This window comes from Modestobacter italicus, assembly GCF_019799965.1.
GTDB lineage: Bacteria > Actinomycetota > Actinomycetes > Mycobacteriales > Geodermatophilaceae > Modestobacter > Modestobacter italicus_A.
Genome location: NZ_JABGCJ010000008.1, coordinates 41,565 through 57,146, shown reverse-complemented (window position 1 = coordinate 57,146; position 15,582 = coordinate 41,565). Strand labels below are relative to the sequence as shown.

The following is a 15,582-nucleotide window of genomic DNA, read 5'->3' as shown; positions in this document are numbered from 1 at the left end:
GGCGCTCAGCGGCTCTGCTGGATCCGGATCATGTTGCCCGCCGGGTCACGGACGGCGCAGTCGCGCAGACCGTAGGGCTGCTCGGTCGGCTCCTGGACCACCTCGACGCCGGCGGCCGCCAGGGCGGCGAACGTGGCGTCGAGGTCGGGGGTGGCCAGGTTGACGCCGAAGAAGCTGCCCTTGGCCAGCAGCTCCTCGATGGTGCGGCGCTCGTCGTCGGTGAGGCCGGGCCCGGCCGCCGGCGGGTGCAGCACGATCGCGGTGTCGGGCTGGCCGGCCGGCCCGACGGTGATCCACCGCATCCCCTCGTACCCGACGTCGAGGCGGACCTCGAAGCCGAGGACGTCGCGCCAGAACAGCAGCGAGGCGTCGGGGTCGGTGTGCGGCAGGAAGCTGGAGTGGATGGTGAGGTCCATGCCGGTCACGCTAGGGACGCTGCGACCGGCGGTGCTTCTCGATTCCTGACCGGTCTGGTGACCCTCCTGGTGACGCAGGACGGCAGCCCCTCGCCCGCGCCGGCCGCCACCCGCCGGTAGACGCTGGGCGGCACCCCGACCAGCTCGGTGAAGCGGCTGCTGAACGTGCCCAGCGACGAGCAGCCGACCGCGAAGCAGACCTCGGTCACGGTGAGGTCGCCCCGACGCAGCAGTGCCATGGCGCGCTCGATCCGCCGGGTCATCAGGTAGGCGTAGGGCGGCTCGCCGTACGCCTCCCGGAACTGCCGGCTCAGGTGCCCGGCGGACAGGTGCACGCCCCGGGCCAGCTCCTCGACGTCGAGGGCCTGCGCGTACTCGCGGTCGATGCGATCGCGGACCCGTCGCAGCCGTGCGAGATCGGCCAGCCGCTGCTGCCTCGCATCGGGTGCGCCGGTCACGGAGGTGACCGTGCCACAGGGGGCTCTCCCCTGACCAGGTCCGGTGCCGCGCCGGCGTGGACGCGTCCCCCGACCTGGCCACGCCGACGTCCGCGGCGTGGTTGTGGCGCCGGTCACCAAGGGGCTACCGTGCTCGTGTGGCCGGGCAGCTGATTACCTGCGGGCCCGTCGGCGACTGACTCTCGCGCCGCCGGGTCCGTGCGCACGTCGGTCGAGGTCGCTCCCCGCTGACCAGGGCCAGCTCGGCCCGGAGGCACCCATGCCCGCCACGCACCACGACTCCCGCGACGCCGCCAAGGTGCGGGTCGTCGTCACCGACGCCCTCGGCCTGCAGCGCGTCCTGACCCTGCTCACCGGACGGCAGCACGTCTTCACCCGGCTGGCGGCCGAGGAGGCCGGCGCCGATCGGTGGACCGTCAGCGTCGACCTGCTCGCCGCACCCGGCGAGGCCGACCTGGTGGCCGCCCGGCTGCACCGGCTGCCCAGCGTGCTCACCGTCGACGTCGTCTCGGCCGGGCGGCTCGCGGCGACGGCCTGAGCGCCGGTCGCCGTCCCACCGGGCTCGGGACGGCGGCGAGTCAGGCTCCGCGCCGCACCCGGGACGCCTCGGCCAGCTCCGCCAGCAGCTGTTCGGTCGTCTCCAGGTCCACGCAGGCGTCGGTGACGCTCACGCCGTACTCGAGGGTCTCCGGGTGACGGCGGTCCAGGTCCTGCCTGCCCGCGACCAGGTTGCTCTCCAGCATCACCCCGCGGATCGCGCGCTCGCCGGCCACCAGCTGTCCGGCCAGGTCGTGCACGACGTCGGCCTGGCGGCGGTGGTCTTTGCGGCTGTTGCCGTGCGAGGCGTCGACGACGACGACCTCGGGCAGCCCGCGCGCGGCCAGCGCCCGCTTCGTGGCGGCGATGTGCGCGGCCGAGTGGTTGGGGCCGTCCTTGCCGCCGCGCAGGATGACGTGACCGGTCTCGTTCCCGGTGGTCGACAGCTGGGCGCTCACCCCGTGCCGGTCGACGCCGAGGAACTGGTGGCCCGCCCGCGCGGTCAGCACGGCCTGGACGGCCACGTCGATGCTCCCCTCCGGGGAGTTCTTGAAGCCGACGACGGAGGAGAAGCCGCTCACCCGCTCCCGGGCCGTCTGGTCGGTGACGTTGCGGGCCCCGACACCGTTGTAGGTGACCAGCCCGTCGACGTACTGCGGGGTGAGCGCGTTGAGCGGCTCCGCCGCCACCGGCACGCCGAGGGCGGTGATCCGGCTCATCAGCATCCGGGTGGCGACGAGACCGACGCTGATCCGGCTGGAACCGTCCAGGAACGGGTCGTAGGCGAAGCCCTTCCAGTCGACCTCGGTCCGGGGCTTCTCCGTGTAGGTCCGCATCAGGATCTCCAGGTCCGCGCCGTGCCGGGCCCGCATCCGGCCGAGGAAGGCGGCGTACTCCAGCGCGGCCGCCGGGTCGTGCACCGAGCAGGGGCCGGCGATCACGGCCAGCCGGTCGTCGGCCCCGGTGACGATCGCGGTCACCGCGCGCCGCGCCTCCCGCGTGGTGGCCACGGACTCGGCCGACAGCGGCACCACCGTCGCCACGGCGGCCGGGGTGACGACGACGCTCAGGCCGGTGATCCGGGCGTTCACCAGGTCGGCGAGGTCGACGTCCGGCCCGGGCGCCACGCCCAGCCCCCGCCGGACCTCGGGCAGCAGTTCGCGCAGCGTGGCGTCGACCTGCGCGTTCACCCGGGTCTGCAGCTCGAGCAGGGCGTCGGCCACCCGGGCCGCGTCGTCCAGCAACCGGTCGGTCGGCATGAGAGCTCCTCCGTCGTCCTGGGCCCCGGCGACTCCGGCGACCCCCACCCGCACCCGAGGTCGGCCGGCCGGCTCAGCATCCCCCCAGCGCCGCGGTCGCCCGGCGCAGGGTCCCCGCGCCCGCCAGGGGTCAGAGGGACTTGCCGCAGGTCGGCCACGCGCCGGCGCCCTGGGTGAGGAGCACCTCCTCGGCGACGGCGATCTGCTGCTCGCGGGTGGCCAGGTCGGCGCGGGCGGCGTACGCGGTGCCGCCGTGGCCGGCCCACGTCCGCTGGCTGAACTGCAGGCCGCCGTAGTAGCCGTTGCCGGTGTTGATGCTCCAGTTGCCACCGGACTCGCAGCGGGCCACGGCGTCCCAGTCGTGTCCGGCCGACGGGGCCGGGACGGGCGCCGGGGGCTGGGGCGCCGCGGTCCGGTCGGCGGGCGGCGACGGTGCAGCCGGCGGAGCCGGAGCCGGGACCGGGGGGAGCGCGCTCTCCGGGGTGGTGGCGGGCGGCGGCTCGACGGCCCGCGCCTCCTGGAGGGCCACCACCGTGGCGCGCGCCTGGTCGAGCTGGGCCCGCACCGTGGCCTGCTCGGACTCCAGCCGGGCCGCCCGCTGCCGGGCGTCGTCCTCCTGCTGTTCGGCCACGGCGAGGTCGGCGGCGGCCCGCTGGGCGAGGTCCGCCGCGACCGCCAGCGCGGTCTGCGCGGTGGCCGCGGCGTCGGCGGCCTGCTGCTGGGCCCCGGTGAGCCGGTCGACGACGTCGGCCTGGCTGCGGCCCACGGCACCCAGCAGGGCGACCCGTTCCAGCACCTGCGCCGGGTCGTCGGAGGTCACCAGCGCCCGCAGACCCGGAGAGGTGGTGGTGCCCTTGTAGCTGTCCCGCGCGAGGGCGGCGACCGCGGCGCGCGCGGCGGCCGCCTCCTGCTCGGCCTGCTGCACCACCACCGCGGCGGCGGCGGCCTCCTGTTCGGCGGCGCGCTGGTCCGTCAGGCCCTGCTCGTACCGAGCCCGGGCCGCTGCTGCTCCGGCCTCCGCGGTGGCGATCGCGGTCTGCGCGGCACCCAGCTCCGTCAGGGCCTCGGTCACCTGTCCGGCGGCGCGGTCCGCGGCCTGCTGGGCGGCGCTGACCTGCTCGTCGGAGGGTGCGGCGGCGGAGACGCCGGGGACCAGGGCCCAGCCGAGGGCTGCGGCGAGCAGGACACCGGCCGCCCGGTCACGGGACCGCCGGGCACGCGGACCAGCGGTCGGGGTCGTCTCCTGCACGCGGCGTCCTCCTCGTCGGCCCTGCACGTCACGGACCGCCGCGTGGACCGTCCCCCGACCCAGTGTGCGCCCAGCAGGCGGGTGCGGCCACGGCTGGGCCCGACCTCGGCGACGTCCAGCGTGAGCAGCGGACGCCGCTGAGCCGCTGCTCCCCGAGGGAGGACCGCGCCGGTCGCTGCCCGGTGACCCCGCTCACTCCGGCCAGGCGGAACCGAGGACCACGTCGGCGAAGTCGGTGCGGCGGAACGCCGGGTCGAAGTGCGCCAGGACGTCGTCGTTCACCGTGCCGAAGGTGGTGTCCGGGCGGTCGGCGAACCCGTCGCGGAACGCGGCCAGGATCTGCCGCTTGAAGCCCGGCCGGGGATGGGCCCCGGTCACCTCGGCGATCTGCTCCGGGGTCAGCCGGTCCAGGGCCAGGCCGAGCACGTCGGTCTCGACGCCGGCAGTCACCAGGGCGATCTCCGGCTCCAGGTGCTCGGGGACGCCGGGGGTGGTGTGCAACGCGATCGCCAGCCACACCGCGCGTGCGTCGGCCGCGCTGCGGCCGTGCTCGAGCAGCAGGTCCCGGGCGGCGTCCGCGCCGTCGACCTCGAACCGCTGGTCGGTGCGCCGGTGACCGGCGACGAGACCGAGGTCGTGGAACATCGCGCCGACGTAGAGCAGCTCCGGGTCGGCCTCCAGCCCGCGGGCGCGGCCCTGCAGGGTGCCGAAGAGGAACACTCGCCGGGAGTGGTGGAACAGCAGGTCACCCGAGGTGTCCCGGATGAACCGGGTCACCTCCTGGGCGAGTGGTGAGTCCGGGATGCCGACGTCGGCGATGGTCTCGGTCACGGCGGTGCTCCTTCGGTCCGGGGAGGGCGTCGCCGTCGAGCCTGCGTGCCGAGCCGGTTCCGCGCCCGTTCACCTCTGGTGTCCGGCCGGACCGTCTGCGCCGGGAACGCGGGCACGGAGCCCTGGGAGTGGTTCGACCTGGTCCCCGCCCCCCGACAGCTCCCGCGACCTGACCGCCCGCTGACGCCAGGTGCGTCCCCGCGGTCGGACGGGGCCGGCCGTCCGGTCCTGGGCTGCCGGTCACCCTCGGCAACACCGAGCGCAGGGGGCGTGGTCGCATGCCAGCACGCTGAGAACCGGCCGACCGCCGCACATCGGTCACATGACCGTCGACCGTCGAGCAGCCAGTCACATGACCGATGCAGCGGACGACGGGCGCCGATCACGCTCGCGGGGTGGAGACACCGGGACCGACGGCAGAGCCGACCGCCGGCGTCCGGGCCGGGGTCGCCCAGCCGCTCACGCGGCCGGGCCCGGCGACCGGCGTCGACCTCGGTGGATGCCGCCGCGCGGGACGCCTCTCCACGTTCGTGACCGACCGAGCCGGACTCCCGTGCCGGCGCACCCAGTTGAGGACGGATGACCTGTGAGACGTCTGGCACTGAGCCGGCTGACCGGCGTGGAGGCCCCGGCCGGGGTGGAGCTGACCACCTGGACCGGAGCCGGCGAGCCCCCGGTCGACCTCACCGCCGTCGGGTTCTACTGCGGCCCGTACGAGAAGGTGCCGGACCCGATCGTCGGGCTGGCCGCCGGCATGCCGGCGCTGGAGGTCGTGCAGGTGCTCAGCGCCGGCGTCGACCGCGTCGCCGACCGGCTGCTCGGCGGGGTGACCCTGTGCAACGGCCGTGGCCTCCACGACGCGTCGACCTCGGAGCTGGCGGTCGGGCTGATGATCGCCGCCCAGCGGGACCTCGCCGGCATGGTCGGCGCGCAGGCACGCCAGCAGTGGGCGCCGCCCACCCGCAACCTCGGGCTCACCGGGCGCACCGTGCTGATCGTCGGGTACGGGTCGGTCGGTGCCGCGATCGAGCGGCGGCTCAGCGGCTTCGGCGTGCACGTCCTCCGGGCGGCCCGGCACGCGCGGGAGGGCGTCCACCCGGTGGCGGAGCTGGACGGGCTGCTGCCGCTGGCCGACGTCGTCGTCCTCGCGGTGCCGCTCACCGCGGAGACCGAGGGGCTGATGGACGCCGCCCGGCTGGCGCTGATGCGGCCCGGGGCGCTGCTGGTCAACGTCGCGCGCGGCGCCGTCGTCGACACCGCCGCCCTGCTGGACGCCACGGCGTCCGGCCGGCTGAGAGCTGCGCTGGACGTGACCGACCCGGAGCCCCTGCCACCGGGCCACCCGCTGTGGACGACGCCCGGCGTGCTCATCACCCCGCACGTCGGCGGCGGCATCGAGGAGTCGGTCGCAGCCGCGCGGGCGCTGGTCTCCCGCCAGCTCGTGCACTGGGCCGCCGGCGAGCCGCTGGAGAACGTCGTCCGGCCGGCCCTCCCGTCGGCCACTCCCCCGTCGCACGAGGAGGTCGGGGAGCAGGCGGCCCTGGCCGAGGGCCGGGGCCCGGCGGGCTCGACCTCCGCGGTCACCGGGGCGTTGGACTCCGCGCCCGCCCAGAGGCGGCCGTCGCCGTCGAGGAGCGGCCGCCCTCATCCGGCCGGGGACGCCTGCTCGGGCAGGTAGGGCGAGAGGAAGCCGCACATGCCGAGCACCGGCTCGGCCCGAGACGAGAGCCCGTGGACCTTGGCGCCGCGCAGGTGCAGGGCCTCGCCGTCGGCCAGCGCGTCGAGCCGGTCGCCGGTGCGCTGGGCCGCGGCGAGGGCCCCGGACGCCCACCGCTCCCGCCAGTCCGGCACCCGGGGCCGCACCAGGGCCGCGGCGGCCTCGTGGAAGGCGGTGAGCGCGCCGGTGTCCCCGGCCGCGGTGCGCTCCCGCAGCTCGAGGAAGCCGGCCACGGCCAGGTCCCGCCGGGCGCGCGCTCGCTCCGGAGAGGGGCGCCCGTCCGGGCCGGCGAGGGAGGTGGCCGCGGCGTAGGCGTCCGGGTCGCGCAGGTGCTCGGCCGGCAGGGTGAGGACGGCGTCCCCGGCCTCGGGCAGCCCGCTGTTCTCCATCACCACGACCACCTGGAGGTCCCCGTCGTTCACCGCTCGGTGGATCGTGCCCGGGGTGAACCACACGACGTCCCCGGCGGTCAGCGGCAGCTCCGCGGCACCGCCCTCGACGGTGAGCGTCTGCAGCCGACCGCGGCCGCTGATGACGACGTAGGCCTCCGAGCAGCACAGGTGCAGGTGCGGCGACCCGCCGTGCAGCCCGTCCTCGGTGCTCCACGGGTAGACCGACAGCCGGCTCAGCCCGACCGCCCCGGGGAGCGGCGCGGGTGCCCCCGCAACGCTCACAGCGGGTGCTCCGCCACGTACGCCGCCACCTCGGCGCGGCTCCACGGCCGATCGGCGAACACCACCCGGTGCCGCAGGGAGAGCACGTCGCCGGGGGCGACCGTCACCTCCTCGCTGAAGGCCGGCGAGGGGTTGACCGCGGGGAACGGCTCCCGGCGGACGAACCAGCGCAGCGGCACCGGCGCGGAGCTGGTGCCGGCGAAGAAGAGCAACGTCGCGCCGCCGTCGACCTCGTCGTGCTGACCGGCGTAGGCCAGCCACGGGGACGACGCGCCCATCGGCTCGGCCGGGGCGTCCGGGTCGGCGACGTGCACCTCACCGCCGGTGAAGCCGCGCGGCCCGCGCCAGAAGAAGCCGGTGTAGCCGGCGTCCGGGCGGCCGTGCGTGGTCGGGCTGCCCACGTGCAGGTCGGTGTCCCGGAGGTTGCGCAGATCGGTGGCGAAGTCCAGCGTCCAGGTGCCGCGCTCGACGTCCAGGTCGTGCCAGCGCAGCTCGCGCCGCTCGCCGACCCAGTCCTGGCCGGCCGCGGTCACCCAGGTGAGGGTCTCGGCCAGGCACACCTCGGCGTCGGTCGCCTCGAACGCGGCGAACCCGTCGTGCCGCATCCGGCCGACGTTGTCGACCGGCACGTAGCCCTCGCCGTGCCGGTAGCTGAAGCCGCCCCAGAAGTTCTGGTCGTCCAGGTGCGAGACGGTCATCTGCAGGCCCTTGTGCCACCTGTGGTCGTGCGGCCGGTAGGCCGACACCAGAGCACCGGAGAGGGTGCGGAGCGGGTGCAGGTAGGGCTTGGGCGCCTCGAAGGCCGCCACGTCCCGGCCCAGGTCGTAGGTGGCGACCTCGACCCGGCCCGCTCCCTGCCCGACGCCGTCCGCCTCGACCGCGACGACGACCCGGCGGCCGTGCTCGTGCGTGACCCGGAACACCGCGCTCATCGGGCACCGCCGGCGCTGAGCAGCTCCCCGCCGAGCCGGTCGTAGTGCGGGCTGCCGGGCACCAGGTCGGCGCGGGCGACGCGGCGGCCGGTGGCCGCCGACCGGTAGATGCCGGTGACCAGCTCCATCGTCTCCCGGCCCTGGACGCCGCTGACCTGCGGCCGCTCGCGCCGGTCGAAGGAGTCCAGCAGGCTGCGCAGCTGGGCGGCGTGCCCGCTGGGCACGCCGGCCGTGGCGCGCCAGCCGGCCACCCGGTGGGGATCGGTGACGTGTGGGGCGGCGGTCCAGGTCCAGTCGTCGTCGCCGTAGCCGTAGAGGTGCTGCAGCTCGACGGTCGCGTCGGTGAAGTCGAAGCGCAGGTAGCTGGTCTCGCGCGGGGACAGCACGCTGTTGACGACGGTGGCCATCGCCCCGGACTCGAAGGTCACCACCGCCATCGCGACGTCCTCGGTCTCGACGTCGCGGGCCAGGGTGCCGGTGACCGCGGTGACCTCCCGCCAGTCGCCGAGCAGGGACAGCAGCAGGTCCATCTGGTGGATGCCGTGGCCCATCGTCGGCCCGCCACCCTCGGTGGCCCAGCGCCCCCGCCAGGGCACCTCGTAGTAGGCCGGGTCGCGGTACCAGAGGGTGTGGCAGACGGCGACCAGCGGCCGGCCCAGCTCGCCGGTGCGCACCAGCTCGCGGAGCCGGGTGGCGCCGGAGCCGAAGCGGTGCTGGAAGACGTAGGTCGCGTACGGCCCACCGGCGCGTTCGAGCTCGGCCACCGCGTCGAGCTCGGCCAGGGAGAGCATCGGCGGCTTCTCGCACCACACCCAGGCACCGGCGCGCAGGCAGGTCGTCACGCCGTCCAGGTGCGCGACCGGCGGGGTGCACAGCACCACCAGGTCCGGCTGCTCGGCGGCGAGCATCGCGGCCAGGTCGGGAAAGGCGTGCGGGACGTCCCAGCGCCGGGCCGCGTCCCGGGCCCGGGCCTCGTCCACGTCGACCAGCGCGACGACCTCGACCCGCTCCCCCATCTCCCGCAGGGCCGGTAGGTGTCGGTCGTCCGCGATGGCGCCGGCCCCCACGACGGCGACGCGGACCGGCTGCTTCGAGTGGGTCACGGAGCTCCTCTGATCTGGGCCGACGGCTGCCGTCGCCGATCCGTGCGGATCTTCGGCAACCGCTTTCCCGACCAGCCAACCGGTGCGCGCCTGATGTGTCAAGCGCCACAGTCGACGGCCGCGAGCAGCACCGGTCCGGCCCGGCGGACGGCTCCGACAGCGCGCTGGCCGCCCGGCCACGTGGCAGGCTCGGGCCATGACGGCATCGGAGCTCCCGGTGCCCGTCGTCCGCTCGCTCTTCCAGCCGATCGTCGACCTGTCCGACGGCACGCTGGTGGCGGTGGAGGCACTGTCCCGGGGCGAGCCCGGGCCGTTGGAGTCCCCCACCGAGCTGTTCGCGGCCGCGGCCGTGGCCGGCACGACCGCCTCGCTGGACGCCGCCTGCCTGCGCGCCGCGCTGCGCGGGATCGCCGGCGCCGGCGGCCCCAGCACGCTCTTCGTGAACATCGAGCCCGCGACGCTGGCCTCCCTCACCCCCACCGACCTGACCGAGCTCGCCGAGCTCACCCCCGCCCGGGCGCAGGTCGTGCTCGAGGTGACCGAGCGCGACCTGCTGGAACGCCCGGCTGACCTCATCCGCGGCGTGCGGGGCGCCCGCGAGATCGGCTGGCGGGTGGCGCTGGACGACGTCGGCGCCGAGCCGGCCGGGCTCGCGCTGGTGTCCTTCCTCCGCCCGGACGTGATCAAGCTGGACCTCGCCCTGGTGCGCGGGCACACCAGCCTGCAGACCGCCGCGGTGGTCAACGCCGTCCGCGCGGACGCCGAGCGCTCCGGCGCCGTCGTCCTGGCCGAGGGGATCGAGACCGGGGAGCACCGGGAGCGGGCACTGGCGATGGGCGCCCGACTCGGCCAGGGCTGGATGTTCGGCCGCCCCGCGGAGCTGCCGACGACCCGCATGCGGCCACTGCGGCTCCGGCCCGCCGCCCCGGCGCCCGGCGATCGGGTGCACGGCTCTCGGGTGCCCGCCTCTCGGGTGCACGGCTCTGCGGAGCCCGCGCCGCTGGCCACCCCGTACGCCGTCCTCGCCGCCGCCTCGGTGCCGCAGCGGGCCGGCGTGCCGCTGCTGGCCTCGTTGACCGGGCAGGTCGAGCGACAGGCGCTGCTGCTGGACGAGCAGACCGTCGTCCTGGCGAACTTCCAGCACGCGGACCTGATGGACCCGCGCACCCGGCGCCGGTACGAGACGCTCGGCAACGTCACCGCCCTGACCGCGGTGACCGGCGTGGGCATGCCGGACGAGCCGTGCCCCGGGGTGGTGGGCACCGCCCTGGACGCGGACGACCCGCTGAACGACCAGTGGGTCGTCACCGTGGTCAGCCCGCACTTCGCGGCCGCACTGGCCGCCCGCGAGGTCCCGGCCGGCGGGTGCGAGGGCGGCCTCGGGCCCGACGTCCTGGGCCCGGCCGACCCCGCGGGGCGCCGGCTGGACTACGTGCTGACCTACGACCGGACGCGGGTGCTCGAGGCGGCCGGCCTGCTGCTGGAGAGGACCCGTCCGATGGCCTCGGGCACGGCCCCGCAGGCCGCGGTGCCCGAGAGACCGGCCGCCGGCGGTGCGGTCCCGCGCGTCGCCGAGGCCGAGCTGCCCGAGCTCATGCTCCGGGCCGTCTCGGTCGCCAGCAACGGGATCGTCATCGCCGACGCCCGCCGGCCCGACCTCCCGCTGGTCTACGCCAACGCGGCGTTCCTGCGGATGACCGGCTACACCGAGGCGGAGGTCCTCGGCCGCAACTGCCGCTTCCTGCAGGGGCCGGACACCGACCGGAGCCAGGTGCACCCGATCGGCCGACGGCTGCTCGCCGGCCGGGACGTGGACGCGGTGCTGCTGAACTACCGGCGGGACGGCTCGGCCTTCTGGAACGAGCTGCACGTCAGCGCCGTGCGCGACGCGCACGGCGAGATCACCCACCACATCGGCAGCCAGCTGGACGTGACCGCACGAGTCGAACGGGAGCGACGGACGGCGTACCTGGCCCACCACGACGAGCTGACCGGGCTCCCCAACCGGGCGCACGTGCTGGAGCACCTGCACCTGGAGCTGCGCCGGGCCAGGCGCAGTGGCGCGAGCGTGGCGACGGTGCTCCTGGACCTGGACGACTTCAAGGCGATCAACGACCGCTTCGGCCACGCCGTCGGCGACTCCGCGCTCGTCTGGGCGGCCGGGCGGCTGCGGTCGGCCATCCGCGCCGGCGACCTGCTCGGCCGGCTCGGTGGGGACGAGTTCCTCGTCGTCCTCGCCGGGTTGCCGCCGGCGGACGGGCACCCGGACGGCGGAGGTGCCGCGGGCGCGGAGCAGATGGTCCGCCGGGTGCAGGAGCACCTCCGCTCCGCCCTCGCCGACCCACTCGTGCTGGCCGACGCCGCACTGCGGATCAGCGCCAGCTCCGGCGCTGCGGTCTTCCCCGGCGACGCCGACGACCCGGCAGCCCTGATCGCCCGCGCGGATGCCGCCATGTACCGCAGCAAGCGCCGCGCCGGCTGACCCCGGGCCGCAGACACCGGCGCCGCGCGCGCCGGCGAGGTGCACCCCGGCCCACGGGCCGACAGCCGCGCCCCCGTCGGCGGTCCTCCCGCAGCACCGCACCGTCCCTGACGTAGCGTGAGGATCATGAGCAGAACGCGTCGAGATCCCCGGACGCCCCCGGCCCTGCCCGCGGCCGGTCTCCGGGTGGTGGCCCTCGGCGGCCTGGGTGAGATCGGCCGCAACATGACCGTGTTCGAGCACGCCGGCAAGCTGCTGATCGTCGACTGCGGCGTGCTGTTCCCCGAGGAGCACCAGCCCGGCATCGACGTCATCCTCCCGGACTTCACCTCCATCCGGGACCGGCTGGACGACGTGGTGGCCGTCGTGCTGACCCACGGGCACGAGGACCACATCGGCGGCGTCCCCTACCTGCTGCGCGAGCGGCGGGACATCCCGGTCGTCGGGTCGAAGCTGACGCTGGCCTTCATCGAGGCCAAGCTCAAGGAGCACAAGATCACCCCGGTGACCGAGCAGGTCGCCGAGGGCGACGAGCTGCGGCTGGGGCCCTTCGACCTGGAGTTCCTGGCGGTCAACCACTCCATCCCCGATGCACTCGCGGTGGCGATCCGCACCGCGGCCGGGCTGGTGCTGCACACCGGTGACTTCAAGATGGACCAGTTCCCGCTGGACCAGCGGATCACCGACCTGCGCGGGTTCGCCCGGCTGGGCGAGGAGGGCGTCGACCTCTTCCTCACCGACTCCACCAACGCCGACGTCCCCGGGTTCACCACCTCGGAGGGCGAGCTCACCCCGGCGATCGACACGGTGTTCCGCACCGCGCCCAAGCGGGTCATCGTCTCCAGCTTCGCCAGCCACGTGCACCGGATCCAGCAGGTGCTCGACGCCGCACACGAGCACGGCCGCAAGGTCGCCTTCGTCGGCCGGTCGATGGTCCGCAACATGGGGATCGCCCGCGACCTGGGCTACCTGCGGGTGCCCAAGGGCCTGGTCGTGGACATGAAGGTGCTGGAGAAGCTGCCCGCCGACCAGGTGTGCCTGATCTGCACCGGCTCCCAGGGCGAGCCGATGGCGGCGCTGTCCCGGATGGCCAACCGGGACCACGTCATCAGGATCTCCGAGGGCGACACCGTGCTGCTGGCCAGCTCGCTGATCCCGGGCAACGAGAACGCCATCTACCGGATCATCAACGAGTTCACCAAGATCGGCGCCAACGTGGTGCACAAGGGCAACGCCAAGGTGCACGTCTCCGGCCACGCCAGCGCCGGCGAGCTCGTGTACTGCTACAACATCGTCAAGCCGCGCAACGTCATGCCGGTGCACGGCGAGTCCCGTCACCTGCGGGCCAACGCCGACCTGGCCATCCGCACCGGCGTCGACCCCAAGCGGGTCGTCATCGTCGAGGACGGCGTCGTGGTGGACCTGGTCGACGGCCGGGTCTCGGTCACCGGCAAGGTGCCCGCCGGCAACGTCTACGTCGACGGCAACACCGTCGGCGGGGCGACCGAGGCCTCGCTGAAGGACCGGCGCACCCTCGCCGAGGAGGGTGTCATCACCGTCGTCGCCATCGTCGACGCCGACACCGGGCAGCTCGCCGAGGCACCGGACTTCCTGGCCCGCGGCTTCGTCCATGAGGCCGCCAACTTCGACGCCGCGGTGCCGGTGATCGAGCGGGAGCTCGCCCGGGCCGCGGCTGACGGGGTCACCGACGCCGCCCAGCTCGAGGAGCTGATCGGCCGCGCCGTGGCCGGCTGGGCCAACCGGGCCCACCGCCGCGCGCCAGTGGTCATCCCGGTGGTCATCGACGCCTGAGCTGGCACCGGACGACCGCTGCCCTGCCGGATCCGGCAGGGCAGCGGTCGTCCGGTGACCGAGGGCAACCCTTCCTTGACGTGAGGGTTATGTTGGTCCGGATTCGACGGCCGCTGGCCGTCCTCGCCCGGACCACCGCTGTTCCGGCTCCACCTGCGCCCCCTCGCGCACGACCCGGAACGGTGGCATGTCCTCCCTGCCTGCAAGTCCTGCCCTCCGCCGCCCGAGCTGGCTCTCGCCCTCGGTCGCCCGCACCGAGGTGCTGGCCGGCCTGGTCGTCGCGCTCGCGCTGATCCCCGAGGCGATCAGCTTCTCGATCATCGCCGGCGTCGACCCGCGGGTCGGGCTGTTCTCCTCGTTCGTGATGGCCGTGGTCATCTCCTTCACCGGCGGCCGCCCGGCCATGATCACCGCTGCCACCGGCGCGATCGCCCTGGTCATCGCCCCGCTGGTGCGTGACCACGGACTGGGCCACCTGCTCGCCGCGGTCATCCTCGGCGGGGTCTTCCAGATCCTGCTCGGCCTGGCCGGCTTCGCCCGGCTGATGCGGTTCATCCCGCGCAGCGTGATGGTCGGCTTCGTCAACGCACTGGCGATCCTGATCTTCACCGCCCAGCTGCCCCAGCTGATCGACGTCCCGTGGCTGGTCTACCCGATGGTGATCGCCGGGCTGGCCGTCATCTTCGGTCTGCCGCGACTGACCACCGTCGTCCCGGCGCCGCTGGTCAGCATCATCGTGCTGACCGTGATCACGGTCGTGGCCGCCATCGCGGTACCGACGGTCGGCGACCAGGGCGAGCTGCCCGACACGCTGCCGTTCCTCCTGCTGCCCGACGTCCCGTTCACGCTCGAGACGCTGTCGATCATCGCGCCCTACGCCCTCGGGATCGCCTTCGTCGGCCTGATGGAGTCGCTGATGACCGCGAAGCTCGTCGACGACATCACCGACACCCCCTCGAACAAGACCCGGGAGTCCTGGGGCCAGGGCACCGCGAACATCGCCTCCGGCCTGTTCGGCGGCATGGGCGGCTGCGCCATGATCGGCCAGACGATGATCAACGTGAAGTCCGGCGCCCGCACCCGGCTGTCGACCTTCCTGGCCGGCGCGTTCCTGCTCGTGCTCGTGGTGGTGCTCGGCGACGTCGTCGCGATCATCCCGATGGCCGCGCTCGTGGCGGTGATGATCTTCGTGTCGATCGCCACCTTCGACTGGCACAGCCTGCGCACCATCCACACCATGCCGCGCAGCGAGACCGCGGTGATGCTGGCGACCGTGGCCGTCACGCTGGCCACCCACAACCTGGCAATCGGCGTCGGGGTCGGCGTGCTGGTCGCCTGCGTGCTGTTCGCCCGCCGGGTCGCCCACCTGGTGCAGGTCACCGCCACCACCGGCACCGACGGGCGCCGGGTCTACCAGGTGCGCGGCGCGCTGTTCTTCGCCTCCAGCAACGACCTGTACACCCAGTTCGACTACGCCGGCGACCCGCACGAGGTGGTCATCGACCTCTCCGGCGCGCAGGTCTGGGACGCCTCCACCGTGGCCGCGCTCGACGCGATCACCCACAAGTACGAGACCCGCGGCAAGACCGCCACCGTGGTCGGGCTCAGCGACCACTCCGCCGCCCGCTACCAGCGGCACGCCGGTCAGCTGAGCGGTCACTGATGCCCGCCGGGAAGGGCCCCGCCGACCCGGCGGCCCCGGAGGTCGCGCGGGACGGGCTGATGCAGATCGGTCAGGTCGCCGAGCGCACGGGGCTGAGCCTGCGCACGATCCGCTGGTACGAGGAGACCGGGCTGGTCGTGCCGACCGCCCGCAGCGACGGCGGCTTCCGGCTCTACAGCGACCAGGACGTCGAACGGCTCGAGGTCATCAAGCGGATGAAGCCGCTGGGCTTCTCGCTGGAGGAGATGCAGGAGCTGCTCACCCTGCTGCACGACCTCGGCCAGGCCGGCGGCGACCGGACGGCGCTGGTCGACCGGCTGCAGATGTTCCACGAGGCCGCCGTCGCCCGGGTCACCGCGCTGCGCGACCAGCTCGCCGTCGCCGAGGGCTTCGCCGACACGCTGGCGGCCCAGCTGACGACGCACCGCCCCGTCTGACGGCGGGGCCGC

The 15,582-nt window shown here is 74.7% G+C and carries 14 protein-coding genes; 6 read left to right on the top strand and 8 right to left on the bottom strand.

What is annotated here, in order from left to right; all coding sequences use genetic code 11:
* Positions 1 to 5: 5 nt before the first annotated feature.
* On the bottom strand, positions 6 to 416 hold the full coding sequence (locus tag HLA93_RS18155; RefSeq protein ID WP_222195909.1) for a VOC family protein: 411 nt from the start codon (positions 414 to 416) through the stop codon (positions 6 to 8).
* 5 nt (positions 417 to 421) lie between these two features.
* Positions 422 to 874: a helix-turn-helix transcriptional regulator gene (locus HLA93_RS18150; RefSeq protein ID WP_222195846.1), complete on the bottom strand. Its 453-nt coding sequence runs from the start codon at positions 872 to 874 to the stop codon at positions 422 to 424.
* A gap of 259 nt (positions 875 to 1,133) precedes the next feature.
* Between HLA93_RS18150 and HLA93_RS18145 the strand changes: the two genes are divergently transcribed.
* On the top strand, positions 1,134 to 1,412 hold the full coding sequence (locus HLA93_RS18145; protein ID WP_222195845.1) for a hypothetical protein: 279 nt from the start codon (positions 1,134 to 1,136) through the stop codon (positions 1,410 to 1,412).
* 40 nt (positions 1,413 to 1,452) lie between these two features.
* Here the strand turns inward: HLA93_RS18145 and HLA93_RS18140 are convergent, their stop codons facing one another.
* The 3 genes from HLA93_RS18140 to HLA93_RS18130 form a co-directional block, all read right to left on the bottom strand.
* On the bottom strand, positions 1,453 to 2,670 hold the full coding sequence (locus HLA93_RS18140; RefSeq protein ID WP_222195844.1) for a 3-deoxy-7-phosphoheptulonate synthase: 1,218 nt from the start codon (positions 2,668 to 2,670) through the stop codon (positions 1,453 to 1,455).
* Positions 2,671 to 2,800: 130 nt separating this feature from the next.
* Positions 2,801 to 3,919, bottom strand: a complete 1,119-nt coding sequence (locus HLA93_RS22115) for a transglycosylase family protein (RefSeq protein ID WP_308128228.1) — start codon at positions 3,917 to 3,919, stop codon at positions 2,801 to 2,803.
* Positions 3,920 to 4,111: 192 nt separating this feature from the next.
* Positions 4,112 to 4,750, bottom strand: coding sequence for an HD domain-containing protein (locus tag HLA93_RS18130; RefSeq protein WP_222195843.1), 639 nt, complete (start codon positions 4,748 to 4,750; stop codon positions 4,112 to 4,114).
* Between the two features lie 586 nt (positions 4,751 to 5,336).
* Here HLA93_RS18130 and HLA93_RS18125 point away from each other — a divergent pair.
* The gene (locus tag HLA93_RS18125) at positions 5,337 to 6,428 is read left to right on the top strand and encodes a 2-hydroxyacid dehydrogenase (RefSeq protein ID WP_222195842.1); all 1,092 of its coding nucleotides are present in this window, start codon (positions 5,337 to 5,339) and stop codon (positions 6,426 to 6,428) included.
* On the opposite strand, the gene HLA93_RS18120 is transcribed toward HLA93_RS18125, so the two are convergent.
* Genes HLA93_RS18120 through HLA93_RS18110 form a run of 3 tightly spaced genes read right to left on the bottom strand, consistent with a single transcriptional unit; the run spans position 6,395 to position 9,176 of the window.
* Positions 6,395 to 7,141: a cupin domain-containing protein gene (locus HLA93_RS18120; protein ID WP_222195841.1), complete on the bottom strand. Its 747-nt coding sequence runs from the start codon at positions 7,139 to 7,141 to the stop codon at positions 6,395 to 6,397. The genes HLA93_RS18125 and HLA93_RS18120 overlap by 34 nt on opposite strands.
* The gene (locus HLA93_RS18115) at positions 7,138 to 8,073 is read right to left on the bottom strand and encodes a PmoA family protein (protein ID WP_222195840.1); all 936 of its coding nucleotides are present in this window, start codon (positions 8,071 to 8,073) and stop codon (positions 7,138 to 7,140) included. The genes HLA93_RS18120 and HLA93_RS18115 overlap by 4 nt, the downstream gene beginning before the upstream one ends.
* The gene (locus HLA93_RS18110) at positions 8,070 to 9,176 is read right to left on the bottom strand and encodes a Gfo/Idh/MocA family protein (protein WP_222195839.1); all 1,107 of its coding nucleotides are present in this window, start codon (positions 9,174 to 9,176) and stop codon (positions 8,070 to 8,072) included. The genes HLA93_RS18115 and HLA93_RS18110 overlap by 4 nt, the downstream gene beginning before the upstream one ends.
* A 196-nt stretch (positions 9,177 to 9,372) precedes the next feature.
* Between HLA93_RS18110 and HLA93_RS18105 the strand changes: the two genes are divergently transcribed.
* From HLA93_RS18105 to HLA93_RS18090, 4 genes are all read left to right on the top strand, one after another.
* Positions 9,373 to 11,658, top strand: a complete 2,286-nt coding sequence (locus tag HLA93_RS18105; protein WP_222195838.1) for a diguanylate cyclase domain-containing protein — start codon at positions 9,373 to 9,375, stop codon at positions 11,656 to 11,658.
* A gap of 126 nt (positions 11,659 to 11,784) precedes the next feature.
* Positions 11,785 to 13,470, top strand: coding sequence for a ribonuclease J (locus HLA93_RS18100; RefSeq protein WP_222195837.1), 1,686 nt, complete (start codon positions 11,785 to 11,787; stop codon positions 13,468 to 13,470).
* A 187-nt stretch (positions 13,471 to 13,657) separates the two neighbouring features.
* The gene (locus HLA93_RS18095) at positions 13,658 to 15,133 is read left to right on the top strand and encodes a SulP family inorganic anion transporter (protein WP_222195836.1); all 1,476 of its coding nucleotides are present in this window, start codon (positions 13,658 to 13,660) and stop codon (positions 15,131 to 15,133) included.
* On the top strand, positions 15,133 to 15,570 hold the full coding sequence (locus HLA93_RS18090) for a MerR family transcriptional regulator (protein WP_222195835.1): 438 nt from the start codon (positions 15,133 to 15,135) through the stop codon (positions 15,568 to 15,570). The genes HLA93_RS18095 and HLA93_RS18090 overlap by 1 nt, the downstream gene beginning before the upstream one ends.
* Positions 15,571 to 15,582: the final 12 nt, after the last annotated feature.

What these genes read in the sequence shown, in the direction of transcription:
- HLA93_RS18100 (WP_222195837.1), top strand. Translation starts at nt 11,785, where the DNA reads ATGAGCAGAACGCGTCGAGATCCCCGGACGCCCCCGGCCCTGCCCGCG.
- HLA93_RS18145 (WP_222195845.1), top strand. Translation starts at nt 1,134, where the DNA reads ATGCCCGCCACGCACCACGACTCCCGCGACGCCGCCAAGGTGCGGGTC.
- HLA93_RS18140 (WP_222195844.1), bottom strand. Translation starts at nt 2,670, where the DNA reads ATGCCGACCGACCGGTTGCTGGACGACGCGGCCCGGGTGGCCGACGCC.
- HLA93_RS18105 (WP_222195838.1), top strand. Translation starts at nt 9,373, where the DNA reads ATGACGGCATCGGAGCTCCCGGTGCCCGTCGTCCGCTCGCTCTTCCAG.
- HLA93_RS18090 (WP_222195835.1), top strand. Translation starts at nt 15,133, where the DNA reads ATGCCCGCCGGGAAGGGCCCCGCCGACCCGGCGGCCCCGGAGGTCGCG.
- HLA93_RS18095 (WP_222195836.1), top strand. Translation starts at nt 13,658, where the DNA reads ATGTCCTCCCTGCCTGCAAGTCCTGCCCTCCGCCGCCCGAGCTGGCTC.
- HLA93_RS18155 (WP_222195909.1), bottom strand. Translation starts at nt 416, where the DNA reads ATGGACCTCACCATCCACTCCAGCTTCCTGCCGCACACCGACCCCGAC.
- HLA93_RS18115 (WP_222195840.1), bottom strand. Translation starts at nt 8,073, where the DNA reads ATGAGCGCGGTGTTCCGGGTCACGCACGAGCACGGCCGCCGGGTCGTC.